This is a genomic window from Endothiovibrio diazotrophicus (assembly GCF_054657215.1).
The window spans coordinates 29,277-54,477 of the sequence record NZ_BAAHXB010000025.1 but is presented as its reverse complement, the minus strand read 5'-3'; the positions used below and the strand labels follow the sequence as shown (position 1 = coordinate 54,477).

The following is a 25,201-nucleotide window of genomic DNA, read 5'->3' as shown; positions in this document are numbered from 1 at the left end:
CGAGACCACTACCAACAGGTCGTAGTCCGAGAAATAGCGGTGGATCGGGTCCTCGACCCAATCCCCGCGGGCGTAACTGCCGAAGAGCACCAGCCAGTCGAGGGAAACGGTCGAGCAGAGCACCTCCTTGATGCGTTCGAGCTGATACCGCTTCGCCTCCGGGAGGTGGTCGAGGGTGTTGGTAAGGCAGCGAGGGGCCTTGTCGGGTGGATCGGAAGGGGCGGTGGTCATGGCATGAGCGACGAAATGACCGTGTTGTTTTGCACAGTATCGGAAGGTTGCCGCCGTCTTTCAAGGGAGGGCGATCAATTTCCTCCCCATTCCGGTGGCACCCAGCGCCCCTTGACCCCTATATACCCTGCTGATATGGTATGCGCATGAGGCCCACCGACACCGATTATTCGCTGGGGACACTCCTGGATCTGGACGGCAATGTGGTGGCTAAAACATGAGCATAAAGACGATTAAAGTCGGGATTCTGTCTTGGGAGAAATATCAGGAAAGAACGCTGGCAATTGCTCGGGGCGAACTCAAGCCCAAGCCGAGCGACCCGAAAATTTACTTCCCCTCTCTCAAGGCCGCTGGAGAAATCCTCAGCGAAAAGAATCTTGAGCTATTACGGGTAATCGCCACAAGAAAGCCCGGCTCCATATCCGAATTGGCACCCATGGTCCATCGGGCGCAGTCGAACCTGACGCGCACTCTCCGCAAAATGGAGCAGTACGGTCTCATTGAAATGGTGCCGGAAGGTAAGGCCGTCAGACCGGTAGCAAAGGCGAACAAAGTTCATGTCGAGGCCGATTTCAATCTCGCAGCAGCCTAGTCATGAGCGAGCTCCCCCCTCACATTGCGTCACAGGTGGCCTTGATTCAAATGCTCATACTAGCCACATCTTGAACGTAGGCATTGCACAAAAACAAAGACCTGACCCTAACGGTTTTCCTAACGATTTCCATAAGTCTTGGTAAAATAGTAGAACGAGTCCTAAGTAGGAACTAAGACATGGCTAAAATCCTTAAATATCAAAAGCGTAGAACCTCCCCAATGTTGGTCGAGGATACCGCGCGCCCTCTCATAAGTCTTCATCTAGGAGACTCTCTTGAAAACTACGAAAAGTGGCCTAGCCCCACAGCAATTGTTTCTGATGGCCCTTATGGATTAGCCAAATTTCCCGGTGAGCCTAACGGTGTAGATAGTCTAGCTGAATGGTATGCCCCACATATCGCCGAATGGAGTAAAAAATCAACCGCCGAAACAACACTTTGGTTTTGGTGTTCCGAATTGGCCTGGGCGGAAGTTCATCAAGTTTTAAAGCTTCACGGGTGGAAGTACAAAGCCGCGCATATTTGGGATAAAGGTATAGGTCATGTCGCTGGCAATTGCAACGGAGATACAATTCGAGGTTTTCCCGTTGTAACGGAAATATGCGTTCAGTATGTTAGAGAAATACAACTTCGTGATATAGAGGGAAAACCCTGTTCAATAAAAGAATGGCTCCGTAGCGAGTGGCTGCGAAGCGGTTTGCCTTTATATAAAACTAATGAAGCATGCGGAGTAAAAAACGCAGCCACAAGAAAATACTTTACTCAATGTCATTTATGGTACTTCCCGCCTCCCGAAAAGATGGAAATATTGGCTAACTACGCTAATAAATATGGCCAATCCACAAATAAGCCATATTTTTCTCTCGACGACACTTCTCCATTAACGGCAATAAAGTGGAGTCGCATGAGAGCAAAATGGAATCATACGCATGGAATAACCAACGTATGGCAAGAACCCGCTGTTCGAGGGAAAGAACGTATCATAAAGAAAGGAATGAAATCGCTTCATGCAAATCAAAAACCTTTAACTTTAATGGATCGAATTATCTCCGCGTCCACCGATCCAGGTGACATCGTATGGGAACCCTTCGGTGGACTATGTTCTGCATCGGTAGCTTCGCTAAAGCTTGGTCGCGCTTGCTATGCATCAGAAGTAATACCGGAGTATTTTGATGCTGCATCTGAACGAATAAAAGAAACTTATAAGGAACTGCCGTATTATGAGCGAAAGCGTAATACCTAATCCCCCGGAACCCATCGGTCCAAATGAGAGCTGGGAACACTACGAGCTATACTTGGCAGTTAAGAAGGCGGTCTATTCACTGCCTTCTAATTTTGAAAGCTCGTTAAATATTGACGGTGTTCTTGCAACTGACCTCTTTGCCTTCAACTCATCACTTGGGGCCACAATTGAGCAACAAGTTGTCAATTCACTGAATAGGCTTCGTTCCGTCTGGGATCCAGAGCAGCATTATGCACTTTATGAATTTGAGCGGCAGCCTCAAACATTCCCAGACGTCGTACTAAAAGCAAGTGCTCCCAATGTAACACCAACAATTATTCTTGGTATTGAGCTCAAAGGTTGGTACATCCTTGCAAAGGAAAAGGAACCTAGCTTTAGGTACAAAGTAACTCCCGCCGTATGCGCGCCAGCTGATTTACTTGTTGTAGTTCCGTGGGCTTTGCAAAACGTAATTTCAGGATCTCCTATAGTATTTGAACCTTTCGTAATGGGGGCGCGTCACGCTGCCAAGTATCGAAACTGGCATTGGGAGCACAAGCGAAAAGGAACATCAAAAAAAGGTATACACCTGTCCACAGTAGAACGATCCTATCCGACAAAATCCGATATGATTTCAGATCGCCCCGAAAGTGATGGCGGTGGCAATTACGGGCGATTAGCCCGCTCTGGTGTAATGGAAGAATATATCTCCAAGTTATTTACAGACAAACTTGCGGGAATTCAGCTTTCTGCTTGGCAGCAATTTTTATCAATATTCACCGAGAGCGCGTCTGAGAGTGATATTGATATTGCGCTACAAAGAATTGCTAAGAACGCCACATTATCAAGCTCTGATCCTAATGCAACCAAACGCCTAGCCGAGAAATTCCGAGAAACAGCTGACCTGCTAGAGCAATCATAAAAAATCTAACATGCGGCCAAACTCCGAACTCGGACCACCCAAAGCGGCTTTCGCTGCGCTACAGCCACACCGCTTTGGGTGGCCGGTTAGCCTTGACGTTATGGCTAAAAGGGGTAGTTCCAGGTGATACTAGAAGATTTACGAATTAATATAGAAAATATTTTAGGGAATTTAAAACCGAATAAGCTTTCGGCATATAAACTAACACAAAACAGATTGCATGAAGTTAACGTGGCAAATGATATCATATATCGCCGCACATATACTGGATTTTACGTTTTAAGGCTGCCGAAGTCAGAAGCATATAACTTGTATTTTACTCTTATAGAAAAACACAAAAACAATAATGCGATCTCCCTAAATTATATTTTGAAAGAACTAAAATATGTCACCGGAAGGATAGAAACATCTTTTGGATCAAAGCTACTTGCCACGATAAACCCAAATGTTGCTCCGTTAGATAAAATTGTTTTAGGCAATCTTGGTTTATCGTTACCTTCTTATAATGCTCATGACAGAATGCAAGAATGCGTAAAAACACATAAAGCCCTAGTGGAAAAAATGAATCACCTAATTACTCTGCCGGAGTTTATTCCACTCAAAACAAAGTTTGAACAACGCTTTCCTGATTATACCTTCACAGATACAAAGATTCTTGATTTGTTATTGTGGCAATATAGGACGCCATAATGAATAAGGTTAGATCGTGTTCGCTGAGCGCGGCGAACCACGATCTGAACCGTTTGTTGGACAAGCCGTGGTCTAGGTAGGGCGGTGTTTTTCAAGATAGTTGTCGCGTTTTTGCGATCACGCCGCACCGGCGCGGTCGTCGTTGGCTCGCTCCGGATGCAGGGCGACCGAGTCGATGGGCGCCCGGTTCCTGACCAGCGTGCTGGATTCCTCTCCTTCGCCTGAGCGTATACCTGCTCGCGCTTGCTCAGGATCGCGTTGTCTTCACCACGGTGGCGCTGCCCGGGGTGACGCGTGGAACGCTGCTCCGCCCGCCGTACCCGCCTCGGCGACCCGTCCCGCTGTCCCCGCTGCGGCTGCAACCTCCAACGGCCGCAACAGGCCGAGAGGGCGGCCCGCCGGGCCATCGCCGCCGCCCTCACGGCACTGGCGCGAAAACGACCGGAAGAGGCCCTGCACCATGCCCGCCACGCACGGCGGCTGAAGGACGGAGACGCCGCCCGGCTACTGGGGTGGTACGTCCGAAAAAGCGCCGAAACCGATCCCGGCGACCGAGCGGGCGGAGAAAACCGCGACGCGCTGTAGGCTTAGAGTTTCGCGGGCCTTAGTAGCCTCGTTCGCCCTCGTGACCACCCAGCGCCTCCTCGCTGACCACCGCCCACAGCATCCGCGCCATGGTCTCCGGGGCGATGATGGTGTGGCGGTTGCCGCTCGCCTGCATCTGCTCGCGCAGCCCCTTGCGCACCGCCGGAGCGCCGGTGAGATCGAAGATGACGTCGACGCGGCCGCCCATGGCGACGATCTCGTCGAGGGTCTTCACCTCGATCCCCTCCTCCACCGCCCGCTGCCGCCCGGGGGTGTCCTCCAGCTCGGCAACGCAGAGGATGTTGATCCCCCGCGACTTCAACCGCAGCATCTCCTCCAGGAAACGCTCTCCCACCTCACCCAGGCCCACCAGGGCGATATCGGCAACGGTAACCGCTTTCATGACTTCTCCTTCATCGTTGTATCGCGTCATCAACACTGAACATGGAACGTTACGGCACCTACGGCGGGCCTGTCGAGCGGTGATCCCCGCCATAGGCACCAAATTCAGGAGTAAACGCCGATCCGATGAATTTGTTCAACGAAAGAGGTGCTTGCCGACAGGCTGGCGTTTCACTAGGGAATGTCGTCCACTGCCGCAGCCACGGCCGCGAAGCGATCGGCCAACGCCGCCAGACTGGCCCGCTGCACCTCACCCGCCGAGACCATTCCCCCCTTGCCGTCGGGCAGATCGCGGGTCGCGGTGACCGACGCCACCACGGTGGTGGTGTAGCCCAGATCCAGCGCCGCACGCACCGTGGAGCTGAGACACATGTGGGTCATGAAACCGACGACGATCAACTTCCTGCGGCCGGTGGCGTCGATCGCCCGTTGCAGGCCGGTGCCGGCGAAGGCGTTGGGCAGCCGCTTTTCGATCACCGTTTCACCCGCCACCGGGGCCATCGGCGCGGCGATGGCGAAGTAGGGGCCGTCGGGGTCGAACAGACCGGGAGCTCCGCGGTGGACCACGTGGATCACCGGTGTCCCCGCCGCCCGCGCCCGCTGCAACAGCCGCCGGCCTGCGGCCAGCGCCGCGTCGATGCCGCTCAACGGCAAGGCGCCGTCCACATATTCCCGCTGCGCGTCGATCACCACCACGACGCTCTCGGAGAGGGCGGACGGGGCGGGGTGGGCGCCGGCCATTTCGAACAGGGTGGCCGGCGGTTCGGCGGCGAACAGCAGGGTGGGAAACAGGCTCAGCAGCAGCGACAGTCTCTTCACGGAGTCTCTCCTCTTGGTTAAGTGAGACCCCAGGGTGCGACTTCAGAGAAGGTCGCCGTAGTGGCAGAATAGCCAAAAACCGTGCAGCTTCTGCCATGCCCGAAATCGCCCTGCTGATCGAACCCGGCGCCACCCCCTCCAGCGTCACCGCCACCCTCGACCTGTTCCGCATCGCCGAACGCCTGGCGCCGGAAACGGCGTGTACGCTCTCCCTCTTCTCCACCGACGGCGGCCCCGTGGAACTCTCCGCGGCGCTACGCATCGACACCCGCCCCCTCCCCGCCCGGCTGGAGGGTTTCGACACGGTGATCCTGCCCGGCTTCTTCGCCATCGACGAGGACGATCTGCTGATGCGACTGGCGACTCAATGGCAACCGGTGATCGAGCGGCTCGCCGCCCTCGATCCGGCCACCCCGGTGGCCGCCAGTTGCTACGGCACCTTCGTCCTCGCCGAGAGCGGCCGACTCGACGAGCGCGCCGCGACCACCACCTGGTGGCTGCGCGAGGCCTTCACCCGACGCTACCCGCGGGTACGCCTCGACGCCGACCGGGCGCTGGTGGAGGACGGTGCGGCGATCACCGCCGGGGCGATGACCGCCCACACCGACCTCTCCCTGCACGTGCTGCGCCGCCTCCAGGGGCACGCCCTGGCCCGCCGGGTCGGCTCGATCATGCTGGTCGACGAGGGGCGCGCCTCGCAGCGCCCGTTCATGGCGCTGCAACGCCGCTTCGCCGAGCCGCTGACCGATGCCGCGGTGGCGTGGATGGGGTCCCGCCTGGGCGAGCGGCTCACCGCGCAGGAGCTGGCCGCGGCGCTGCACGTCAGCTACCGTACCCTGCACCGGCGCTTCCACCGCACCACCGGCCAGCCGCCACTGGGCTACCTGCAGGCGCTGCGCGTGGAGCGCGCCAAGGAGTTGCTGGAGACCACCCGCCTGGGAGTCGAGCAGATCGCCAACCGGGTGGGCTATGACGACCTCTCCGCCTTCCGCCGCCTGTTCAAGCGGCTCACCTCGGTGACCCCCGCCGGTTACCGGCAGCGCTTCCGCCGTTCGCCGACGGGAGGGGGATGACGAGGTCCGACGGTTCCTGCTGCACGCCTCGATCGACGAGGAGAAGTTCCGCCCATCGCTGCGCCAAGCCTTCGGCCGCGCCCTCGGGATCGACCGCTCGTCCGTCATCGACCTGCCCGGCGACCCGCCAAGAAATGCGCGTAGGACCGCGTCCCAGCGAGGTCTCGCGCATTCAGATGTAGGAGCGGCCCTAGGCCGCGATGGCGCCGTCTCCGTTCCTACCGCGAGCCGAGTTGAAGATCCCACTCCGTCGCCATCGCGGCCTAAGGGCCGCTCCTACAGCGGAATAGGGAAAATCGTCGCGCGCCGGACGCCGGGACGGCGGCCGGCGCGCTGCGGGGCGCTACCCCACCCGGCCCAACGCCTCGCGCCGATAGGCCACCAGGTCCTCGATGCTCAGCACCGGCATGCCGTGGCGCCCGGCGAAGTCGACCACCTGCGGCAGCCGCGCCATCGTCCCGTCGGGGTTGGTCAGCTCGCACAACACCCCGGCCGGGCGCAGCCCTGCGAGCACCATCAGGTCCACCGTCCCCTCGGTGTGGCCGCGGCGGGTGAGCACCCCGCCCGGCTGGGCGCGCAGCGGGAAGACATGGCCGGGGCGGGCCAGGTCGTCGGGGGTGGTGGCCGGATCCATGGCGGTACGCACGGTGGTCACCCGGTCGGCGGCGGAAACCCCGGTGGTCACCCCCTCGCGCGCCTCGATCGAGACGGTGAAGGCGGTGCCGTTACGGCTGCTGTTCTCGTTGACCATCATCGGCAGTTGCAGCCGGCGCACCGCCTCGTCGGTGAGGCAGAGGCAGACGATGCCGCTGCATTCGCGGATCAGCAGCGCCATCTGCTCGGCGCTGACCGACTCGGCGGGGAAGATGAGGTCGCCCTCGTTCTCCCGCTCCTCGTCGTCGACGAGCAATACGCCGTCGCCGCGGCGCAGGGCATCGAGGGCCCGCTCGACGCGGGTCCGCGGCGCGCCGAAGCGGGCCAACAGGGAAGGTTCTTGGATCTGATTCATGGAGTGCTCCTAAATGAAAGGTTCCAGAATCAGGGCGTAACGGGACGTGCCGGTCCCCGGCGAGCAGGCGAACGAAATCGACCGCGTCCCCGGAAAACCGGCGAACAGGCGCAACGAAACCCGACCGCCGCGGCCGGGTTTGCGCAAGGCCTTATCCTCTCCCATCCGGACTGTCACCGTCGGCTCCGGCCTCTCACCGGATCTGCTTGACCCCACGCGGAAGCGTGGGCGCTCGCGGGCTCCTCCGTCACTGCGGAGATACCGCCGGTGGGGAATTTCACCCCGCCCTGAGAATAAGTGGATCATGATGCTCTGATAGAGCACCGCCGAAGATACCGGCGGGCGAGGGGGCGACGCAAGCCCCCTTTCCGACCCCGTAGGTCGCGGCTACCGCTGCGACGCGAACGGGGGCAGCGGGGTGTGAACACCGGCGCCGCGACCGAACGGACCCTACCGTCCGGCAAGGCTCGAGGACGGAAAAGGCGCCGCTGCCCCCGTTTCCGTCGCCGCGGTAGCGACGACCTACACATTCGGGCGGACACGGCGCGCAGGGTGGTACGACGCGGCCCGACAGGCTAGCCTTAACCAAATGGATTTTGGCGCTTAATTTCCCACCAAAGGAGCCTGATCATGCGCAGGACCCCGCCACCCCTCCTCATCCTCCCCCTGACCCTCCTCCCCTTCACCGCCCACGCCGCCCTGCAGAAGGTGAACCTGGGCATCTACGGCGGCCAGGTGATGGACGTCGCCGCCTACCCCGACGGCACCACATCCGGCGTGCTGATCGGCGTCGACAGCATCAAGGGTGTCTACCAGTGGGACGCCACCCGGTCGCGCTGGAGCAGCGTCACCTATCCCACCATCGTCGGCCCGGCGATGCAGTTGGAGGCGAACCTGGCGAGCGGCTACGGCGACGATCTCTACACCATCATCCACACCGTCGGCGGCCCCGCCGAGGTGTTCGCCAGCGACAGCGGCGGCGCGCCGGGCAGCTGGTACCCGCTGGCCACCGCGATCAGCGAGCCGACGGTGCTCCTCGGCCACGCCTCGGGGCTCTACGTCGGCACCCGCGACGGCAAGGTCTACCGCTCCGGCGGCGGCACCGCCGACCCCTTCACCGTGGTCTACAGCGATCCGTCGGGGCGCGAGGTAACCTCGGTCAGCGCGGTCTCGGCGAGCGACGGCTACGTGATGCTGCGCGACAGCGCCATGACCCCCTATCTGGAGCGAGTCAACTTCGGCGGCGGGGCGGGCAGCGCGATCACGCTACCCACGGCCACCGCCTCCGGCTCCACCACGGTGGAGGTGCAGGTGGTGGGCGCCGATCCCTCCGACCCCAGCGGCAACACCCTCTACATCGCCGGCAGCTCCGCCAATCCCCAGGCCTACCGCTCCACCGACGGCGGCGCCAGCTGGCCCGACGCCTGGGACCGCGACGCCGGCGTCGGCTCGCCGAACTACTTCGAAGGCTACCCGCAGTACGTCAAGTTCAACGCCGGCCGGGTCTTCATCTCCGGCTCGGTGCTCGACGCCGGCGCCGCCACCTGGGAGCGTGCGCCCAACCTCTCCACCCGCATCGGCGTGGCCACCATCACCACCCACGCCAACGACGGCGCCCTGGAGGTGGACCCGCTCGACCCGACCACGGTCTACGCCGCCACCGACTGGGCGATCGGCGAGTTCAACCACACCGCCGGCAGCGGCTGGGGCGCTGCCACCGAGATGGGCAACGCCTACGGCATCGGCGGGGTGATCCTCAACGACTTCTCCTTCTACGAGTACAGCGCCACCTCCAAGGAGCTGTGGATCGCCGCCAAGAGCGGGCTGGGCCGGGCGCGCCACTTCGACCCCAGCGACCCCACCAGCACCTCGCGTCCGAGCGACTGGATCTTCCCGATCTTCCCGCCCGACAGCGGCGAACCCTTCACCGCGGTGGCCATCGACCCCAACGACCCGGACCACGTGCTGGCCGGCAACAACGGCGGCAAGATCTACCTCAACACCGCCGCCACCACGGTGAGCGGCGCGGTCGGCGGCTGGAGCCGCACCTTCGAGGCGGAGGCCCACACCGCCTCCTTCGGAGCCAACCGCCCGGACCACTCCGACATCACCCGCATCGCCTTCGTCCCGACGAGCTGCCCGCGGGTCTACCTGGCCGGGCGCAACTGGGAGAGCGGTCGCGACGGCGGCGTCTTCTACAGCGACGACGGCGGCACCACCTGGAACGAGGACACCCGCAACAGCGACGGCACCCCGCTGGCGATGCCGGTCAACGCCCTGTGGGTGAGCGACGACACGGTGTGGGCGGGGGTCGGCGACGAGCGCGGCAGCGCCCGCGGCCTGCGCTGGCGCCTGTCGGTCTGCGGCAGTTCATCGTTCTGGCAGCCGACCACCGGGGCGAACCTGGACAACGAGGTGGTCAGCGCCATCGACGGGGTGCGGCTCGGCGGCGATTACACCGTCTACGTCGCCACCCACGGCGGCGCCTACAAAGGAGAGAAACCCTCCGGTTCGTCGAGCTGGAGCTGGAGCGACGTCACCCCCGCGGGGGCAAGCGGCGCGCCGTTCAGCGCGGTTACGGTCAACACCGCCGACGCCGACAACGCCTTCCTGGCGGTGGACAACTGCATCTTCGAGACCACCGACGGCGGCGCCACTTGGGCCACCTTCGGCAGCTCCTGCTCCACCACCCACGAGGCGGTGCGGGTGCTGCGCTTCGACGACCTGCTGGTGGGCACCGCCGAAGGGGCCTACGCCTACGCCCCGCTGCCGCTCACCGGGGCGGAGCCGAGCGAACAGGTCCAGGTGGCGATCGACGCCTCCCCCGCCCAGCCGAGCGCGCAGACCCCGCTCGACATCATGGCGCACTTCCCGGCGGTGGCGGACGCCCACATCTACTACGTGGTGGTCTACAACGGCGCGGTGCTGATGCGCCAGGGGGCCGACCGCTGGGTGCCCTGGGACCAGACCCTGGCGGGTCTGGAGCCGGCCGACGGGCCGCTCAATTTGGGGGATGACGACGGCTGGGGGATCGCCGAAGGGCTACAGGGACTGCCCGGCACGTTCCTCTTCTACGCCGCCTACCGCGACGCCGACGGCGTGCTCCACTACAGCGCCGAGCCGCTGCGCCTGGAACTGGCGCCGTAGGGTTCGCCGAAGCGGCCCACTCGCCGACAGAGACGGAGGATGGGAGGGGAATCGCAGGCGGGGAAAGGTGCTACGTCGAACCTCGATCCAAAACCAACGGCGCGCGCAGCGCGCCCTATAGGGCGGGCCGTGCCCGCCGCGGCGTCGAACCCCGGCTCCAAGGTCGGTGCCGGCGGAGAGGCTGCGGCGCGCACGGCGCGCCCTATAGAGAGGGCCTGCCCGCCGCGGCGTCGCCCCCCCCGATCCGAGGTCGATTCCGGCGGAACGGCCGCAGCGCGCTTACACCGAAAAGGACTTGCCGCAACCGCAGGAGCCGGTGGCGTTGGGGTTGTGGTAGACGAAACCGCTTTCGAGCATGGTGTCCTTGAAGTCGATGGTCATGTCCTGCACCAGCCCGGCGGACTGCGGGTCGAGGTAGATCTTCATCCCCTCGGCCTCGATCACGGTATCGTCGTCGTTCTGCTCGCCGGTCAGCGCGATCTCGTACTGGAAGCCGGCGCAGCCGCCAGCGGTGACCCCCACCCGCAGGCCGATCACCGGCTCTTCGGAGAAACGGATGAAACGGCGCAGCGCCTTGGTGGCGGATTCGGTCAAAGTGATCATGGTTCAGATTCTCCCATTGGAGGTTGGTTGAAAAGAGTCGTAGGTCACCGCTACCGCGGCGACGCAAACGGGGGCCGCGGGGCGCGTGCCCAACCGAAGGATTGTCCGAATGCCACGCCGCCGGTCGGAAAGGGAGAGGAAGCCATCAAGCCCGCTGCCCCCGTTCGCGTCGCGGCGGTAGCCGCGACCTACGGCAGCCAACGCCCTACCCCTCCATCACCGTCTGATAGGCGATGCGCAGCAGTTCCAGCTCCGGCGGCTTGATGCCGCGGGCCTCCATCAGGGAGATGAAGCGGCAGTCGCGGGCCTCGGCGGCCTCGAAAGGGGGATCGATGGTGGTGAAGGCGACCAGATAGACCGGCCCGCGCCCCTCCGGGGTCTCCACCACGTTGAAGAACTCGCGCTCCAGCGCCAGCGCCTCCGACGGCAACCCGAGCCACTCGGCCAGGGGCTTGAGCAGGACCGCCGGATGGGCCACCACGTCGGGCGGCGGCTCTCCTTCCACCAGTTGGCACAGCGTCGGCAGCGGGGTCGGGAAACAGACTCCGTCGGGGCCGCGCAGGAAACGGGTGCGGGCACTGGTGTGGTGTTTGTGGAAGAGGATGGCGCGAGGTGGTTGCATGATTGGCCCGGTTCTTGATATTTGAATTGTTCGTAACTGTGTTGGGAACGGGATCGATGAAGGCACCGAAAATCGACGACTATCTGGCCCTCTTCCGCCTCTATGAAGGGGCGCTGAAGGAACCGGTGGAGCCCCGCGGCGAGCGCTTCGAGCTGCTCTTCGACCAGGTGATCCGGCTACTCCACTCGCCTTCGCCGCTGAACAACGAGATCCCCTTCCCGTTCCGCGACGTGGCTCGTCGTTTTAGCGACAACGATGCCGCCACGGTGGAGCATTTCCGCTACGACGAGAATCGCCAGTTCTTCCTCAGCGATCTCTACGACTTTCTCCACCTGCTGGCCGCCAAAAAGAGCCGCTTCCCGCGCGGTTCGTAGGGCGGATTAGCGCCAGCGTAATCCGCCGGGAGCGTAGACACCTTCGCCGAAGGCAGCCTCGTTCCGGCGGATTACGCTGGCGCTAATCCGCCCTACACCGCCTGCAACAGCCGCGGCTCGCTGTGGATCGCCCCGGGGCGCCCCCAGGCGGTGACCGCCTCGACGAACCAGCGGGAGTCGGTGGGGTGGGGCAGCAGCACGTCGCACTCGGCGTAGAGGCTGCCGTCGGCGTTGACCACCAGTTCGCCGCTCTTGTAACCGCGGGCGTCGCGCCACTCCACCACCAGGACCATCGAGCCGTCGGCGGGGTCACGGCGCAGGGAGGCCGTCCCGGCCTCCCACGCGGGGGAATAGAACTTGTCGACGCCCAGCTCGCGGGCGGCGCGCTCCAGCTCCCTCAGCACATGCAGGCCGAGGGGGCGGAGCTCGTCGAGACGCTGGCCGAGCTCGCCGCTCATCCCCATATCTCCGGGTCCATCAACAACCGCTCCACCGGCTCGCCGCCGATCAGGTGGCCGTTGACGATCTCCGACACGTCCTCTTTCTTCACCCCGCCGTACATGATCCCCTCGGGGTAGACCAGCACGTTGGGGCCGGCGGTGCAGGGGCCGAGGCAGCCGGCGCCGGTCACCTGCACCCCGTGGGTGATCAGGTCGCGGCTCTGCCACTGGAACATCAGCTCCTCGAACACCTCCTGGCAGCCGTTGGCGCCGCAGGAACCACGAGGGTGGCCCGGCGGACGGGACTGCATGCAGACGAAGACGTGTTTGGCGGGCTTGGGCATATCACTAACTCCAGACTAAAGATTTTTCCGCAAATGAACGCGGATGAACGCAAACGGAAAGGGGGAAAAGAGACCCCGTTGCGTTCATTCGCGTTCACTCGCCAAACAAGGTCTACTCGTCCTCTTCTTCGACGGTGGCGAAGAGCAGGCCGGAGGCGTTGGCGGGGTCGCCGGTCAGGGCGAGGCAGTGGCTGGAGGCGTCGATGAGGTAGACGTTGAATCCCTCCCGCTCGGCAACGGGCGGGAGATCGGCGGTCACGTCGTCATCGGAGCAGAACGAGAAGATGGTCTGCGGATAGGCCTCACGCAGTTTTCCGATGGAGGCCTCGTCGACTCCCTGCCCGGCCGCCAGGTCGGCGATGCGTTCGATCAATGCTTGCTCCACGGCACTCTCCCCATTTCCTGAACAGATCGTTCAAGTAATCGGGAGCAATCGACGTGCCACGACTAAGCGATTGATTTTCTGAAGACCACCCGGAAAAAACGTGTAGGAAACAGGACAATCGTCTTGTTGGGAGACGGAAACGAGCCACCGGACGTGCGGGAGGGACCCACCGACCTCGACTGTGGAATACCCACAGCCCCAACCAATCGCCTCCAATAGCCGCTGCTTGCGGATCGGCTTGATCAGATGCTCATCGCGCCCCACCGTCGAGCATCGTCCGCCGCCAGACGTTCGGCATAGCCGGGGTCGAGGACGATCAGCCCCAACATGTCGATCCGTTCGGTAACCATCGGCGTCTCCAGCACCGTCACCCCGCAGCCGGCCGCCTCCGCCTGGTGGTGGGAAAGTCCTTCGCCGTCACCAAGCGCAGCGGCCGCCCCAGCTCCCGCTCCGGAAAGCTCATCAGCGGCGAGAACATGGTGTAGATGACGGTCGGATTGCGCCGCGGGAAGATCCCCACGACCAGCGGCTCCGCCGCCCCCGCCCCCGGCAAGATCAGCGAGGAAGTACCGCGCGAGGAGGAAAGGCCAAATGGAACAGGCCGTTTTCCAATGAGAGGTTGGGGCTATAGAAGGGGTCGCCTCCCTTTCTCCCCCACTTATGCTCCATGTACTCCACTTCAGCAGGATTTCCAACGCTCCTTCCCGGCCGCGAAAACCACGACAGCGGCCGTTGATCGAGCCGCGCGAACGGGGTCCATACCACGCGCCAGCCCTGCTCACGGATGGAAAGGCAGAGATTCACATCGTAGAAATCCCGCACCCGTTCATCCGCGCAGAATCCACCAACGGCCTCCAACACCGTTTTGCGCAGCGCCATGCACATGCCGCTGATCGCCGAGAACTCCTGAACCAGCAGGGAGCGGCCAAAATAGCCTGGATCCTGGACGGCGATGCCACGATGCGGCCAAAGCACCAGCGCATCCCCCCCGATCACCAACCCCGCGTGGCACAACACGCCATCGTCAAACCCCAGTTTCGCCCCGACAGCTCCCACCTCGGGCCGCAACGCCTGGGAAACCAGCTCGTTCAACCACTCGTCGTCCACCGGCACCAGACCGGCCTCGACGAAAAGCACTACCTCCCCCTGTGCCAGCATCGCTCCGCGATCCCTCCGCTCGGCCGGACTGATCCCGGCGTCTACCACGAGGGTGCGTAGCGGGCAGGAAAGGGAAACGCCGTCAGCCCCCCCCTTGTCGGCCGTGACGACCACCACCTCCAACGCAGGGTATCCCGCATGTTCGGCGATCCCAAGGAGGGTCTTTTCGAGTGCGCCCCTGCTGCCGCCATCGATCACCACGACGGTGGCCAGCGGCGCCTCCCGCGGCAGCGGGTAGCGCACCCGCAATCCGGCGCCGAACGGCCCGGCCGCGGAAACTTCGGCCTGCTGGCCGCTCCGCGCCAACCGATCCTTCACCGCCCGAACTGCCGCCTCGACCGCGTAGGGCTTCTCTTCGATGGACGAGGCGGTACTCCCTTCGATCGCACGCCAATGATAGAGGACGGCGGGGATATGAACGATCTGGCCCGGCTCCAGGGAATCGGTGGCCCGCAACGCGAGGTCCCAATCCTGGGAGCCTTCGAAACCCTTGCGGAAGCCACCGATCTTTCGAATCAGTTCGGTCCGGTAGACCCCGAGGTGGCTGATCATGTTCTGACCGAGAAAGAGGTCGAGGTTCCAATCGGGCTTGAAATAGGGGTCGTAGCGGCGACCGTGCTGATCCACCTTGTCCTCGTCGGAGAAGAGGATCCCGGCGTCAGGGTGGAGGCGGATGGCGGCGGCCACTTGCCGAAGCGCATCGGAGGAGAGCAGGTCGTCTTGGTCGAGGAGGGCGACGAAATCCCCGCTGGCGAGCGCCAGCGCGCTGTTCGAGGCCTCGCTGATGTGGCCGTTTACGGAACGGAAGACCACCTTGACCCGCGGATCGCGAGCGGCGTATTCGTCGAGGAGAGGTTTGATGTGGGAGGCGCTGGAAGCGTCATCCGCGATGCAGAGTTCCCATCGCGAGTAGCGCTGCCCAAGCACCGACTCGATCGCAGCCCGCAACCAGCGCTCCGGCGCGTTGTAGACCGGCATCACCACGGAGATCAGCGGCCCGGGCGGCGCTTCCGCACCCCTTCGATCCTTGCTGGAAAGTGAGGATTCCTCGTAACGGGCAACCCATCGGGCATAGTCGGCACGCCGAACGACGCGGCGACGCAGCCGCCAGATCACCCCCGCCCATCCCTCATGCCCGCACACGCGCCAGAAGCGCGTGAACAGGCCGGGACGGCCGTCGCCCGCCGGCACGGACGCAGGCTTCATATCCCCCACGCAGCCCCCCCCTACGGGGTGGACAGCGTGAAGGTACCCGTAGTGCTGGAACCGGAATCGAACTGGAGGATCAGTTGGTAGGATGGCCCCGAAGAATCACCGGGAGATGGCGTGGGGGTTGGGGTAGGAGTCACAACTGGAGTGTCGGTATCCGTCGACCCCGAAACGCAGTTGTTCAGGTAGCAGTTGGACAAACCATCCAAATCGCCAGTACCCCCGGCCCAGGAGCGACTGCTGCGCCACTGGTTGTAGAGAGCCATATCGGCGATATGCCAACGAACCGTCATGCTCAGGATCTGGTACGCCAGGTCGCGAGCCTCCACGGTCAAGTAGATGATCTTCGGCTCGGTCAGCGCCGGCGGAGTCACCGTCGCCGCATCGGCAGGCCAGCCACGGGAGAACACGTTGTACTGGACATTGCAATCCCCATCGCTCGAACTTTGATACTCCTCCTGGGAACAGAGACCGGTATAACCCACATCGTTGGGCTGCTGGAGACGCACATTGAGCCAGTCGACCCCCGGCGGAGCAAGCAGTCGAAGCTGGAGGCTGGATCCAACGGGAAGGCTGAGCCAGCGCAAGGAAGACGAAAATGCGGGAGTGGAGCCGGTCTGGGGGGCGTTCCGCACCCACGACAAGGTCGTGTTCGACGACGTCACCGCGGGAAAGGCTTCCGTCCAATCCGGGAGAGACGCCTGATAGGTGTACTGGGTTGCCGCCACGGCATTTTCTGCGCCCATCGAAGAGAGCAGAACACCGCCACCGACCAGCAACGCCGAGAAAAACTTTTTCACTGACATACGTTTACCCCACAAAAAAAATGCCCGGCGCAAGCGCCAGGCATTTAGGTTACTCCCTTTTCAACTCATTAGCGAGTCAGGGGAGCGGTCACCGAGCCAGTGCTGTTGTAGTAGTGGGCATAACCGATGGTGGGGACACCCTCGGACACCGGCCAGGTGTAACCCTGGCTGTCGGTACCACCGTTGGCACTCAGGGCGAAGTTGAACCAACCGGACTCGGGGTTCCAGGTGGAGGAACCGGAGATCATCTCGTAGTTCACCTCGTGGATCAAGAACTCACCCGGGGTGGTGGAGACGGTGCAGGGCGACACGATACACAGGGAGGTAACTTCCACCGGAGCGGAGTTCTCCTGGTTGTCGAACAGCGAGAGGCCGTACTGCACGGAACCGTCGGTGTGGAAGGGAGCCTCGTAGACGGCGCCGTTCCCGCTGTAACGCCCGGAGATGATGTGGCGGTACTTGGTGGGGAAGGTGATCTCGAAGAAGGTCGACTCGGAACCGGAGGTGTAGACCTCGGACACGTTGGAGGCCACCAGGGCGCCCTCAATGTCGTTCAGGTTGTCGCCGCTCACGGTGTTGGCAAAACCGGAACCGATGTTGGTCTCGGCGCCGACCGCAACGTCGAAGTCGGTGTTGTCGATCACATGGGTGGTCACACCGGCAGTGTGCCCGTTGGCGCCGCTGTCGAGGGCGATCATCGGCAGCAGGAGGCGATCGCTGGAGCCAGAGATCTCGATGTTGCCGAAGATCTGCGCGCGGGTGTTGTAGTCCGCACCGTCATTGACACCGCCGGTGTAGTTGGCGTTGTTGGTGACGTTGTTGGAAGCGGTGTTGAGCAGGGTCTTGGAAGTATCGAAGATGCGCTTCAGGTCGAACTTGCTCATGCCCTGGCGAACGGTCACGCTGGTGCCGTCGGTCAGGGTGATCACGCCACGGGCGGTGTAGGCACCAACCACTTCGACGTGGCCCAGGGCGCAGGTGTCGCTGGTGGGCTGGGTACGGGCCGCAGCCATCGTGGAGCTCCAGCCACCGTCGACCTGCGAGGCGAACTGGGCGCTGCCGTCGGAGGCGAGGGCGGCCAGCAGGGAGTCATCATCGGACACACCTCGGGGCTGCCGTTGGCGTCCAGGCGGACGTCGACGTAGGCCACGTCACCGGGGGTCAGATAGAGGATCATGTCCTTGCACTCGTCGGAGTGCATCTTGGAACGGAACACCAGCTTGGCCTTGACGGCATCAGTGGTGCTGGGGTTCACCACCTTCACACGACTGGTGTTGAAATCGTCAGCACGTGCCACGTACATCGAACCGAGCAGGACGCCACCGCGCGCGGTATTGGATACCTCCACCGCCATCGCGTTGCTGGCGGCAAAGGAACCCGACACCAACACACCAGCGATCGCGGAACCCAAAAGCTTTTTCTTAAACATATGCATATGCTCCTTATTCCACCTTACGTGTTTTCGACAGTTATTGAATTGAATAACGCGAGCTCAATGCTCACTGGCCGGAGCGGGGCTCACCGCCCGTCGCTGTGCGAACCCGCTTGACGGATGCAATTGATACCACTTGCCGGGCAATATTGCAACACATCGTTGGAAAAAACCATCACCCTGGCAACCGGATGTATCATTTACACCACATCCCTCATCACGTGACCTGGATCCCGACACCGCCCCCTCCTTCAATATGGAGGGGAGAGGATGCCGATATCCGCGTATTCGTATCCGCAGCGAGCGACCTAAATCTGTGCCCATGCCGACGGGATGAGGAAGCTATCACGCAGCGCGGAAAATTCCAAGCTTTGGGCGCCATTTCCCGCTTCGGCAATGGTGCATCCGCCCGTTTTCCCGGCATTCCGGGGTTTGCAGGAGGTGCGGAAGAGATACGATACCCCAAAATCGCGTCGGATTGCGGTTCGTCTTCACGGGTCGCTCCCGGCACCCTGCCTCCCGCGACGCTTGGGCATTCCTGCATACCGCGCAGCAACGGACGCAAGCGCTACCCCCGCAACCGACGAAGGGCCTTCAACCAGTTCCCGGCGGACACCGCCAGGGTCCGCGTCGCCCGCACCGAGGACGCCGCCCGCTCCGCGATCGAGCCGCGCAGTTGGGGCTGTGCCACCGCCTCCTCCAGCATCTCCGCCCACGCCTCCGGCTCCTCCGCCACCAGCCACCCGGTCTCCCGGTGAGCCACGCTGCTGCCGTAGGCCGGTCCCTTACTATAGATTCCCGGAATCCCCAGCAGCGCGTAGTCCAGATACTTGATGTCGGATTTGCACCGGTTGAGGGGGGTCGCCTCCAACGGGGCGATGCCCAGATCCCAGGCGAGATTGCGGCCGGCCCAGGCGACGAAATCGGGATAGCGGTAGAACTCCCGGTTGTCCAGCAACTCGAACGGGAGCCCGGCGAACAGTTCCGCCAATGCCGGGTCGACGCTCACTCCAAGCATCTGGAAACGCACCTTTCCCTGGTGGCGACGCAGTACCTCGCGCAACGGCTGGAGCACCATCATCAGGTCCTGCTGGTGACTGAAAGTGCCCATGTAACCGACCGTCAGCGGCTCCCCGTCCACCGTCGCCGGACGGGAACGAGGGACAAACAGCTGCTCGTCGAGGGCATTCTCCACCACCTCCACCCGGGGATTGAGGCGGCGCATCCGCTCGCCGAGGGGATGGGTCGAAACGATCACCCCGGCGGCCTCTCGCGCCAGCAGACGCATCGCCATCCGCTGCTCCTCGCCCGGACCGCCCCGCCAGGGCTGGCCCAGATGGTGGTCCAGCAGATTGTCGTCGAGGGTATAGACCAGCGCCGCGCCGCGCTCATCCACCCGCCGCAGCAGGGACTCGGCGGCGTCCATGCCGAAGCCGTCATGCCACATCCGCTCCACCACCACCAGATCGACCGTCTCGTCGGGCAGATCGGTGGCGGCACTTACCGTCAGTTGCCCCTGCAACGACGGGTGGCGCAGCGGACGCAGCAGTCGGATCTCGGAGCAGCCGTGGGGATCTCCGTTGCGATCATGCTCGAACAGCAGGTGGACGCGCATCATTTCTCCCCCTCGTTGCCCTCACCGAACAGCAGGTGGGCGATGTTCCATGCCGGACCATCCGGATGGTATGCCGCCGCGGCGTGGATCGCCTCGCGCCCCAGGCGAACGCGGAGCTCGTCGTCGCGCACCAGCCGCTCGGTGGCTTCGATCATCGCCTCCACCGAGGCCGTATCCACAACCAGCGCATTCTCTCCGCTCCTGGCGAAGCTGTCGGCGCCACCGCGCTGCGGTACCACCACCGCGCAACCGCAGGCCATCGCCTCCAGCGCGGTGAGCCCCATCGCCTGGAATTCCGAATAGTCGACGAAGACGTCCACCTCGTTGAACAGCTGCGCCAGCCCCGCGGAGGTCTGGATGCCGACGCAGCGCCAGGCGAAGTCGACGGGCAGCGCGAGAAAGGCCGGGTCCTCCTCGTCGACGCCGAACAGCACCACCTCGATCCGCCCGCCCAGACGCTGCACCAGCGCAGCAAGGACTTCCATGGTCCGCAGCGGCGCGCGGCGCGGCGTCGACGGGCGAATCATCGCCGCGACCCGCACCGGGCGACCGGGTTGGGCCTGCGCACGGCCCGGAAACGGCTGGAAGAGCTCGGTATCGCAACTGGCGCCGATCACCGTCGCCTCGATCCCGATCCGCTCCTTCAGCTCCCGGCGATTCCACTCCGTCTTGGTGAAACGGTACTGACCCGGATACGCCCCGTAGGAGTCCCATGCAATGCGGTATTCACCCGAATCCTCGGGCCAGAAATAAGGTTCGAAGTCCTGGATATAGTACCCGAGCCGGGGGCCGTTCTCGCGTCCTGCCAGCGACTCGAGCCAGAACACCGACGCGTAGGTGGTCGCAACCACGGCGTCGAACCCCTCGCACACGCCGGCAACCGCCTCCTGGGAGGGTGCGAACAACACCGGGATATCGAGTTCGGGGTAGGCGACGGAGAAGCTCTGCCGACACACTTCCAGGTTGACCAGCCGCACGTCGATGCCCATGGCCGCCAATGCGCGCGCCTCCTGGATGACGACGTTGGCCCCGCCCCCCGCCTCGGCCACCGGCAGCACGATCGCGATCCGCCGCCCCTCCCAGCGCCGCATCCCGTCACCGCGCAGCGCGTGGCGCGCCCACATCTGCTCGGCGCGGGCGCGGATGCCCTCCATCGCCGGATCGTAACGGCAATGCATCACCCCCGCCTGAATCGCCTCGTCCCCATGCTTCTGCGCCAGGATGCGCCCGGCCCGGTCGGCCAGTTTCTTGCGCCGCTCGTGGGAGTAGCTCTTCGACTGCGCGTGGTGGACATAGACGTCATCGGCCACCGCCAACGCCCAACCGGCGGCCCCGGCACGCAGACAGTAGTCGTTCTCCTCTCCGTAACCGGCACCGAACGCCTCCTCGTCGAAGAGGCCGATGTCATCGATCAACGCCCGCTTGATCATCATGCAGAAACCGTTGAGGAACGGCAGGCGGGGGTAGATGCGGGCCGCCTCGGCGGCCACCCGCTCGCTCATCTCGCAATAGGAGACCCCTTCAGGCAGCGGATTCTCGGCCCAATCCCCGTCGACCAGAATGCGCGGGACGGACTGCCACGAGGCGGTATTGCTGAGCGGGCCGACGATGCCGATCCGCGGCGCGGACTCCGCGGCCATCACCATCCGGTCGACCCACTCCGGACCGACGATGGTGTCGCTGTTGAGCAGCACGACGTAGTCACCGTCGGCGGCCCGCATCCCCATGTTGGCGGCGAAGGTGTAGCCCCTGGCCTGATCGTTGCGAATCCGTAGCGACCCTTGCGCCGCGCAGAACGCCTCGAGGTAGCGCATCGTCTCCTCGGCGCTGCCGTCGTCGACGACGATGATCCGATACGGCGGCAGGGTATAACGCACCACCGACGAAAGGCAGCGGCGGACGTCCTCCAGCGCGTTGTGGACACAGACCACGACATCCACCGTCGCCTGGTGGCGCACCAACGACCGATCCCGCCACCCCGGCCGCTCCCTCCTCTGAGGGTCGACCGTCTCCTCGCCAACGCCCCCGTCATCGGCTCGCAGCTCCGCGGCGTAGTGGCGGGCACCGAGCAACCACTGGCGCGGGCCGTGACGAAACAGCAGACGCATACCCACCGCCGCCAGTCGCACTACGCCCCACAACCCGCCGCCGTGGCGGCGCACCAGGTGGGCGAGGAGCTGCAACAGCATCCTCGCGTGGCGCGGGAGCAGCGCGATCACCCGCATCGGCGCGGTGATCCGCCACGAGGTGGAGGCGCGCATCGCCTCGATCACCCGTTGCTGCTCAAGCGCCTGTTCGCGTAGCCGCGCCACCTCGAAGCGGTAACGAGCCAACTCCCGGCGCAGTTGGGACGTCTCATCGCCGCCACCAACACCGTTCTCTCCAGCCACTTCCGTCTTATCCACGTTCATCTTCTCGCTCATCGTCGTCCACTAGTAGAGTGGAGGCACCCCGGGCGACCACGACAGCCCCGGACTTTCCCCTCCCAGGATCACCGCGGGGTGGGAGTAGGGGTCGTAACGAAACGGCCCGGACCAGCGCGCCCGCAACCGCTCGATCTCGTCGGCGCGCTGTGCGCCCCCCTCCAGCTCCACCTCGACCACTGCCCGCAGTTGGGCGAAGGGGGTCCATAGATTGCGGTATCCGCGATCGACCAGACGTAGACAGAGTTCGACGAAGTGGAGGCAGTGGGATACCTCCGACTCATCGAATCCATCTACCTCCTCAAACGCCGAGCGGCGCACCGCCAGACACTCCCCGGAGACGGCGAGGAAGTTCTGGATCAGCATCGCCCGGTCGCAGTAACCGCTATGGTCCGCCGAAAAACCGGCATGGGGGTAACCTACGCCGTCCCCGATGCCGAAGACGGTGCCGGCATGGCGCAGCCGCCCGTCGGCAGCCAGCAGCCGTGCGCCCACCGCCCCCAGCTCAGGGCGTGCGGCGTGGCTCGCCAACTCAGTCAACCACTCGCCATCCAGCGGCTCCAGGCGGCTGGAGAGAAAGCAGAGCAGCTCACCGGAGGCACGGGCGACCGCCCGATTGAGGGTTTGCGCCGGTGACGTCCCCCGCCCCACCGCAACCCGGGCGGCATCACCGGGTATCCCCTCCACCCCGGCCACCACTACCTCCGGCGAGACCCCGTCGAGGCCTTCCAACAACCGCTCCAGGCGCCCCTGCCAACCGGCATCCCCCTCCTCGACGAGATAGATCAGGGAGATCGCCCCCGCTTGCGCGGGCAACGAATAGCGCACCCGCGGGGTCCCCGGCAGCAGCGGGGAGTCCTCCGCACGGGCCGCCACGCCCCGCCGCTCCAGGTGGTCCTGGATCGCCCTCCGCGCGGAGGTCGCGGCGTGGGGTTTCGCCTCCGTCCCGAGATCCCCCGCAGTGCTGCCGGGGACGCTACGCCGGTGGTAGAGCACCCGCCGCAGGTGGCGCACCTGCCGATCGCCCGCCTGCTCCACCACACGTAGCGCCAAGTCCCAATCCTGCGCTCCCTGGTAGCCCTCGCGGAACCCACCCACCGCATGCACCGTCGCCGTCCGGTAGACACCGAAGCGACTGATCATGTTATGGGAAAGGAGCAGATCGGGGCTCCAATCGGGCTTGAAACAGGGGCTGCTGCGCCGCCCCTCCTCGTCGATCTTGTCTTCGTCCGAATAGATCACCTGCGCGTCGCGATGCTTGTGCAGCTCCTCCACCACGCAATAGAGGGCGTGCGACGGCAACTCGTCGTCGTGGTCGAGCAGCGCCACGAACTCCCCCTCGGCCAACGCCAGGGCACGATTGGAAGCGGCGCAGATAGGGCCGTTCTCCTCGCGAAAACAGACCTTGATGCGGGAATCCGCGGCGACCGCCTCCTCCAGCACCGCGCGGACCCGCGGCGAGGTGGAGGCATCGTCGGCGATACACAGCTCCCAATGGGGGTAGATCTGCTGGCGCACGCTGTCGATCGCCTGCCGCAGAAAACGCTCCGGCGAGTTGTAGGTGGGCATCAGCACCGAAATCAGCGGCCGGTACTCGTAGCCGTCGATGCGCCGGCGAATCACCTCCAGATCCACCCCGTCCAGCGTATCGAACAGGCGGTTCCAGTGCGGATAGTCGATCTGCGGCGGCCCGACCATCGGCTCCTCGATCACCGGCGGGGCGGGCGGGGCGGCGGCGGAAGCCGGCGCGGGCGGCTCGGCCTCGACGGCTTCGGACACCGCAGTCGTGGTGTACTCCACCGGCCCCACGGGGCTACCGGAGAGCAGCCGGCGCACCCAGCGCAACGGCGCGCTCACCCGCCACGAGGTGGAACGGCGCATTGCCTCCAGCACCCCGCTCAGCGCCCCGATCTGCGTCTCCAGCCGCGCCATCTCCCCGCGCAACCCGGCGATCGCGGCATCGCTCTCCGCCAACTGGCGCTGCAGCTCGGCCTCGCTCTCGCGACGCCACGCCACCTCCTCGGCGACCCGCTGCCGGTAACCCTCGATGAGGGCCCCGCGGCGGGCCGACTCGTGCATCTGTCGGAGACACTCGGCGGTGAGCGAGCGCCCCCGCTCCGCGGCAGCCTGCGCCAACGAGCGGAAACGCTCGACCCCCGCCTCGCGCGCCTTCTCGGTATTCTTCAGATGGGTCGACAGATCGGAGATATGGGCCGAGTGATCGGCGCAGCGCTGCTCCAGCTCACCGCGGATGCGCGCCAAGTCGCCGTTGACCCGCTCCAGGCCGTCGACGTGCTCGCGCGCCTCCCGATCGGCATCTTCGAAAGCGAGGTCGATCACCTCGCCCGACCAGTGGCCGAGCCACTTCTCCAGCACCCGCGCGCGGTGTCGATGGAGATCGGCGGCGGAACACCCCAGCCCGACGCCGGAGCCTCCCCCCTGGCGGTAGGAGGCGCTGATCCGGTCGACGTGGAACAGCGCCGTGTGCTGCGCCACCTGCAGCCAGAAATCCCAATCTTCGTAGACCGCCAGCGACTCGTCGAAGCGCACCCCCTGATCGAGCAACGAACGGGAGAAGAGCACCCCGTGGATCGGGATGTAATTCCCCTTGACCAGCCGAGGATAGCTGAAGGGACGGTTCAGCTCCCCCAGCGACTCGCCGTCGTCGGCGACCAGCCGCACCCCGGCGTAGGCGGCCGCCACCCCGGGATTGGCGCGCAGTGCCGCCACCAGCGCCGCGAGGTGGTCCGCATCGATCTCATCGTCATCGTCGAGAAACAGCAGCAGGTCCCCGGTCGCCAGCTGCAGACCGGCATTGGCCGCCGCCGACCGGCCGTGCGGCGCATCGTGGGCGACGTAACGGAGCCCGTCGAGCGCCTCGAGGCGACTCTCCAGCAGCTCCGCCACCTCCTCGCCCCCGTCGTTGACCACCACCAGCTCGATCGGCCGGTGACTTTGGGCGACCACCGAGTCGAGCGCCAGGGCGAGCAGTTGCGGGCGATCCTTGGTACGGACGATGACCGACACCAGGGGCGCGGCTGCGAGGGGCGGCGGGGCGGCTTGGGGGGTGTTCATGGTAACGACGGCGGGCGGTCTG

The 25,201-nt window shown here is 63.9% G+C and carries 24 protein-coding genes and 1 riboswitch; of the genes, 8 read left to right on the top strand and 16 right to left on the bottom strand.

The window, feature by feature from the left end:
* Positions 1-231, bottom strand: a 231-nt coding sequence (locus tag ACYQ2W_RS08980) for a nucleotidyltransferase domain-containing protein (protein WP_459865431.1), incomplete at its 3' end; no start/stop codon positions are given.
* Positions 232-448: 217 nt separating this feature from the next.
* On the opposite strand from ACYQ2W_RS08980, the gene ACYQ2W_RS08975 reads away from it, so the two are divergent.
* The 5 genes from ACYQ2W_RS08975 to ACYQ2W_RS08955 all read left to right on the top strand — a co-directional run bounded on the left by ACYQ2W_RS08975 (position 449) and on the right by ACYQ2W_RS08955 (position 4,243).
* Complete coding sequence (locus ACYQ2W_RS08975) at positions 449-823, top strand: HVO_A0114 family putative DNA-binding protein (RefSeq protein ID WP_459865429.1); 375 nt, start codon at positions 449-451, stop codon at positions 821-823.
* A 179-nt stretch (positions 824-1,002) separates the two neighbouring features.
* Complete coding sequence (locus ACYQ2W_RS08970; protein WP_459865427.1) at positions 1,003-2,067, top strand: DNA methyltransferase; 1,065 nt, start codon at positions 1,003-1,005, stop codon at positions 2,065-2,067.
* The gene (locus ACYQ2W_RS08965) at positions 2,045-2,968 is read left to right on the top strand and encodes a hypothetical protein (protein ID WP_459865425.1); all 924 of its coding nucleotides are present in this window, start codon (positions 2,045-2,047) and stop codon (positions 2,966-2,968) included. Before ACYQ2W_RS08970 ends, ACYQ2W_RS08965 begins: the two co-directional genes overlap by 23 nt.
* A 123-nt stretch (positions 2,969-3,091) precedes the next feature.
* Positions 3,092-3,658 carry a hypothetical protein gene (locus tag ACYQ2W_RS08960; RefSeq protein WP_459865423.1) on the top strand — a complete coding sequence of 189 codons (567 nt, stop codon included), beginning with the start codon at positions 3,092-3,094 and terminating at the stop codon, positions 3,656-3,658.
* A gap of 294 nt (positions 3,659-3,952) precedes the next feature.
* Positions 3,953-4,243 (top strand): hypothetical protein, encoded by a 291-nt coding sequence (locus ACYQ2W_RS08955; protein ID WP_459865421.1) that lies wholly within the window; start codon positions 3,953-3,955, stop codon positions 4,241-4,243.
* 19 nt (positions 4,244-4,262) lie between these two features.
* Here ACYQ2W_RS08955 and ACYQ2W_RS08950 read toward each other — a convergent pair whose 3' ends face one another.
* Both ACYQ2W_RS08950 and ACYQ2W_RS08945 read right to left on the bottom strand, forming a co-directional pair.
* Entirely contained in the window at positions 4,263-4,646 is a 384-nt protein-coding gene (locus ACYQ2W_RS08950; RefSeq protein ID WP_459865419.1) for a homoserine dehydrogenase, read from the bottom strand.
* 173 nt (positions 4,647-4,819) lie between these two features.
* Positions 4,820-5,464, bottom strand: a complete 645-nt coding sequence (locus ACYQ2W_RS08945; RefSeq protein ID WP_459865417.1) for a cysteine hydrolase family protein — start codon at positions 5,462-5,464, stop codon at positions 4,820-4,822.
* 95 nt (positions 5,465-5,559) lie between these two features.
* On the opposite strand from ACYQ2W_RS08945, the gene ACYQ2W_RS08940 reads away from it, so the two are divergent.
* On the top strand, positions 5,560-6,537 hold the full coding sequence (locus ACYQ2W_RS08940) for a GlxA family transcriptional regulator (protein ID WP_459865415.1): 978 nt from the start codon (positions 5,560-5,562) through the stop codon (positions 6,535-6,537).
* Positions 6,538-6,880: 343 nt separating this feature from the next.
* On the opposite strand, the gene ribB is transcribed toward ACYQ2W_RS08940, so the two are convergent.
* Positions 6,881-7,546, bottom strand: a complete 666-nt coding sequence (gene ribB, locus ACYQ2W_RS08935; protein WP_459865413.1) for a 3,4-dihydroxy-2-butanone-4-phosphate synthase — start codon at positions 7,544-7,546, stop codon at positions 6,881-6,883.
* A gap of 149 nt (positions 7,547-7,695) precedes the next feature.
* Positions 7,696-7,845, bottom strand: a riboswitch (FMN riboswitch).
* Positions 7,846-8,176: 331 nt separating this feature from the next.
* Between ribB and ACYQ2W_RS08930 the strand changes: the two genes are divergently transcribed.
* Positions 8,177-10,693: a beta propeller repeat protein gene (locus tag ACYQ2W_RS08930; RefSeq protein ID WP_459865411.1), complete on the top strand. Its 2,517-nt coding sequence runs from the start codon at positions 8,177-8,179 to the stop codon at positions 10,691-10,693.
* 279 nt (positions 10,694-10,972) lie between these two features.
* Here the strand turns inward: ACYQ2W_RS08930 and ACYQ2W_RS08925 are convergent, their stop codons facing one another.
* Both ACYQ2W_RS08925 and ACYQ2W_RS08920 read right to left on the bottom strand, forming a co-directional pair.
* The gene (locus tag ACYQ2W_RS08925; protein WP_459865410.1) at positions 10,973-11,296 is read right to left on the bottom strand and encodes a HesB/IscA family protein; all 324 of its coding nucleotides are present in this window, start codon (positions 11,294-11,296) and stop codon (positions 10,973-10,975) included.
* A 205-nt stretch (positions 11,297-11,501) separates the two neighbouring features.
* Positions 11,502-11,918 carry a hypothetical protein gene (locus ACYQ2W_RS08920; RefSeq protein WP_459865409.1) on the bottom strand — a complete coding sequence of 139 codons (417 nt, stop codon included), beginning with the start codon at positions 11,916-11,918 and terminating at the stop codon, positions 11,502-11,504.
* A 56-nt stretch (positions 11,919-11,974) separates the two neighbouring features.
* On the opposite strand from ACYQ2W_RS08920, the gene ACYQ2W_RS08915 reads away from it, so the two are divergent.
* Entirely contained in the window at positions 11,975-12,292 is a 318-nt protein-coding gene (locus tag ACYQ2W_RS08915) for a hypothetical protein (protein WP_459865407.1), read from the top strand.
* A 92-nt stretch (positions 12,293-12,384) separates the two neighbouring features.
* On the opposite strand, the gene ACYQ2W_RS08910 is transcribed toward ACYQ2W_RS08915, so the two are convergent.
* From ACYQ2W_RS08910 to ACYQ2W_RS08865, 10 genes are all read right to left on the bottom strand, one after another.
* Positions 12,385-12,750, bottom strand: a complete 366-nt coding sequence (locus ACYQ2W_RS08910) for a hypothetical protein (RefSeq protein WP_459865406.1) — start codon at positions 12,748-12,750, stop codon at positions 12,385-12,387.
* The gene (locus tag ACYQ2W_RS08905; RefSeq protein WP_459865405.1) at positions 12,747-13,076 is read right to left on the bottom strand and encodes a (2Fe-2S) ferredoxin domain-containing protein; all 330 of its coding nucleotides are present in this window, start codon (positions 13,074-13,076) and stop codon (positions 12,747-12,749) included. Before ACYQ2W_RS08905 ends, ACYQ2W_RS08910 begins: the two co-directional genes overlap by 4 nt.
* A gap of 112 nt (positions 13,077-13,188) precedes the next feature.
* Positions 13,189-13,461 carry a DUF6129 family protein gene (locus ACYQ2W_RS08900; protein WP_459865404.1) on the bottom strand — a complete coding sequence of 91 codons (273 nt, stop codon included), beginning with the start codon at positions 13,459-13,461 and terminating at the stop codon, positions 13,189-13,191.
* A gap of 367 nt (positions 13,462-13,828) precedes the next feature.
* The gene (locus ACYQ2W_RS08895) at positions 13,829-13,981 is read right to left on the bottom strand and encodes a hypothetical protein (RefSeq protein ID WP_459865403.1); all 153 of its coding nucleotides are present in this window, start codon (positions 13,979-13,981) and stop codon (positions 13,829-13,831) included.
* A 35-nt stretch (positions 13,982-14,016) separates the two neighbouring features.
* Complete coding sequence (locus tag ACYQ2W_RS08890) at positions 14,017-15,825, bottom strand: glycosyltransferase family 2 protein (RefSeq protein WP_459865402.1); 1,809 nt, start codon at positions 15,823-15,825, stop codon at positions 14,017-14,019.
* A gap of 20 nt (positions 15,826-15,845) precedes the next feature.
* Positions 15,846-16,628, bottom strand: a complete 783-nt coding sequence (locus ACYQ2W_RS08885; RefSeq protein WP_459865401.1) for a hypothetical protein — start codon at positions 16,626-16,628, stop codon at positions 15,846-15,848.
* A 74-nt stretch (positions 16,629-16,702) separates the two neighbouring features.
* Complete coding sequence (locus tag ACYQ2W_RS08880) at positions 16,703-17,737, bottom strand: hypothetical protein (protein WP_459865400.1); 1,035 nt, start codon at positions 17,735-17,737, stop codon at positions 16,703-16,705.
* A gap of 897 nt (positions 17,738-18,634) precedes the next feature.
* On the bottom strand, positions 18,635-19,684 hold the full coding sequence (locus tag ACYQ2W_RS08875; protein ID WP_459865399.1) for a glycosyltransferase family protein: 1,050 nt from the start codon (positions 19,682-19,684) through the stop codon (positions 18,635-18,637).
* The gene (locus ACYQ2W_RS08870; RefSeq protein ID WP_459865398.1) at positions 19,681-22,104 is read right to left on the bottom strand and encodes a glycosyltransferase; all 2,424 of its coding nucleotides are present in this window, start codon (positions 22,102-22,104) and stop codon (positions 19,681-19,683) included. Before ACYQ2W_RS08870 ends, ACYQ2W_RS08875 begins: the two co-directional genes overlap by 4 nt.
* Before the next feature lie 9 nt (positions 22,105-22,113).
* Positions 22,114-25,179 (bottom strand): glycosyltransferase, encoded by a 3,066-nt coding sequence (locus ACYQ2W_RS08865; protein ID WP_459865397.1) that lies wholly within the window; start codon positions 25,177-25,179, stop codon positions 22,114-22,116.
* Between the last annotated feature and the right edge of the window lie 22 nt (positions 25,180-25,201).

Bases quoted from the DNA above. Each gene is read 5' to 3' on its own strand.
- ACYQ2W_RS08975 (WP_459865429.1), top strand. From the start codon at position 449: ATGAGCATAAAGACGATTAAAGTCGGGATTCTGTCTTGGGAGAAATAT.
- ACYQ2W_RS08970 (WP_459865427.1), top strand. From the start codon at position 1,003: ATGGCTAAAATCCTTAAATATCAAAAGCGTAGAACCTCCCCAATGTTG.
- ACYQ2W_RS08965 (WP_459865425.1), top strand. From the start codon at position 2,045: ATGAGCGAAAGCGTAATACCTAATCCCCCGGAACCCATCGGTCCAAAT.
- ACYQ2W_RS08950 (WP_459865419.1), bottom strand. From the start codon at position 4,646: ATGAAAGCGGTTACCGTTGCCGATATCGCCCTGGTGGGCCTGGGTGAG.
- ACYQ2W_RS08940 (WP_459865415.1), top strand. From the start codon at position 5,560: ATGCCCGAAATCGCCCTGCTGATCGAACCCGGCGCCACCCCCTCCAGC.
- ribB (WP_459865413.1), bottom strand. From the start codon at position 7,546: ATGAATCAGATCCAAGAACCTTCCCTGTTGGCCCGCTTCGGCGCGCCG.
- ACYQ2W_RS08930 (WP_459865411.1), top strand. From the start codon at position 8,177: ATGCGCAGGACCCCGCCACCCCTCCTCATCCTCCCCCTGACCCTCCTC.
- ACYQ2W_RS08925 (WP_459865410.1), bottom strand. From the start codon at position 11,296: ATGATCACTTTGACCGAATCCGCCACCAAGGCGCTGCGCCGTTTCATC.
- ACYQ2W_RS08920 (WP_459865409.1), bottom strand. From the start codon at position 11,918: ATGCAACCACCTCGCGCCATCCTCTTCCACAAACACCACACCAGTGCC.
- ACYQ2W_RS08915 (WP_459865407.1), top strand. From the start codon at position 11,975: ATGAAGGCACCGAAAATCGACGACTATCTGGCCCTCTTCCGCCTCTAT.
- ACYQ2W_RS08910 (WP_459865406.1), bottom strand. From the start codon at position 12,750: ATGAGCGGCGAGCTCGGCCAGCGTCTCGACGAGCTCCGCCCCCTCGGC.
- ACYQ2W_RS08905 (WP_459865405.1), bottom strand. From the start codon at position 13,076: ATGCCCAAGCCCGCCAAACACGTCTTCGTCTGCATGCAGTCCCGTCCG.
- ACYQ2W_RS08890 (WP_459865402.1), bottom strand. From the start codon at position 15,825: ATGAAGCCTGCGTCCGTGCCGGCGGGCGACGGCCGTCCCGGCCTGTTC.
- ACYQ2W_RS08875 (WP_459865399.1), bottom strand. From the start codon at position 19,684: ATGATGCGCGTCCACCTGCTGTTCGAGCATGATCGCAACGGAGATCCC.
- ACYQ2W_RS08870 (WP_459865398.1), bottom strand. From the start codon at position 22,104: ATGAGCGAGAAGATGAACGTGGATAAGACGGAAGTGGCTGGAGAGAAC.
- ACYQ2W_RS08865 (WP_459865397.1), bottom strand. From the start codon at position 25,179: ATGAACACCCCCCAAGCCGCCCCGCCGCCCCTCGCAGCCGCGCCCCTG.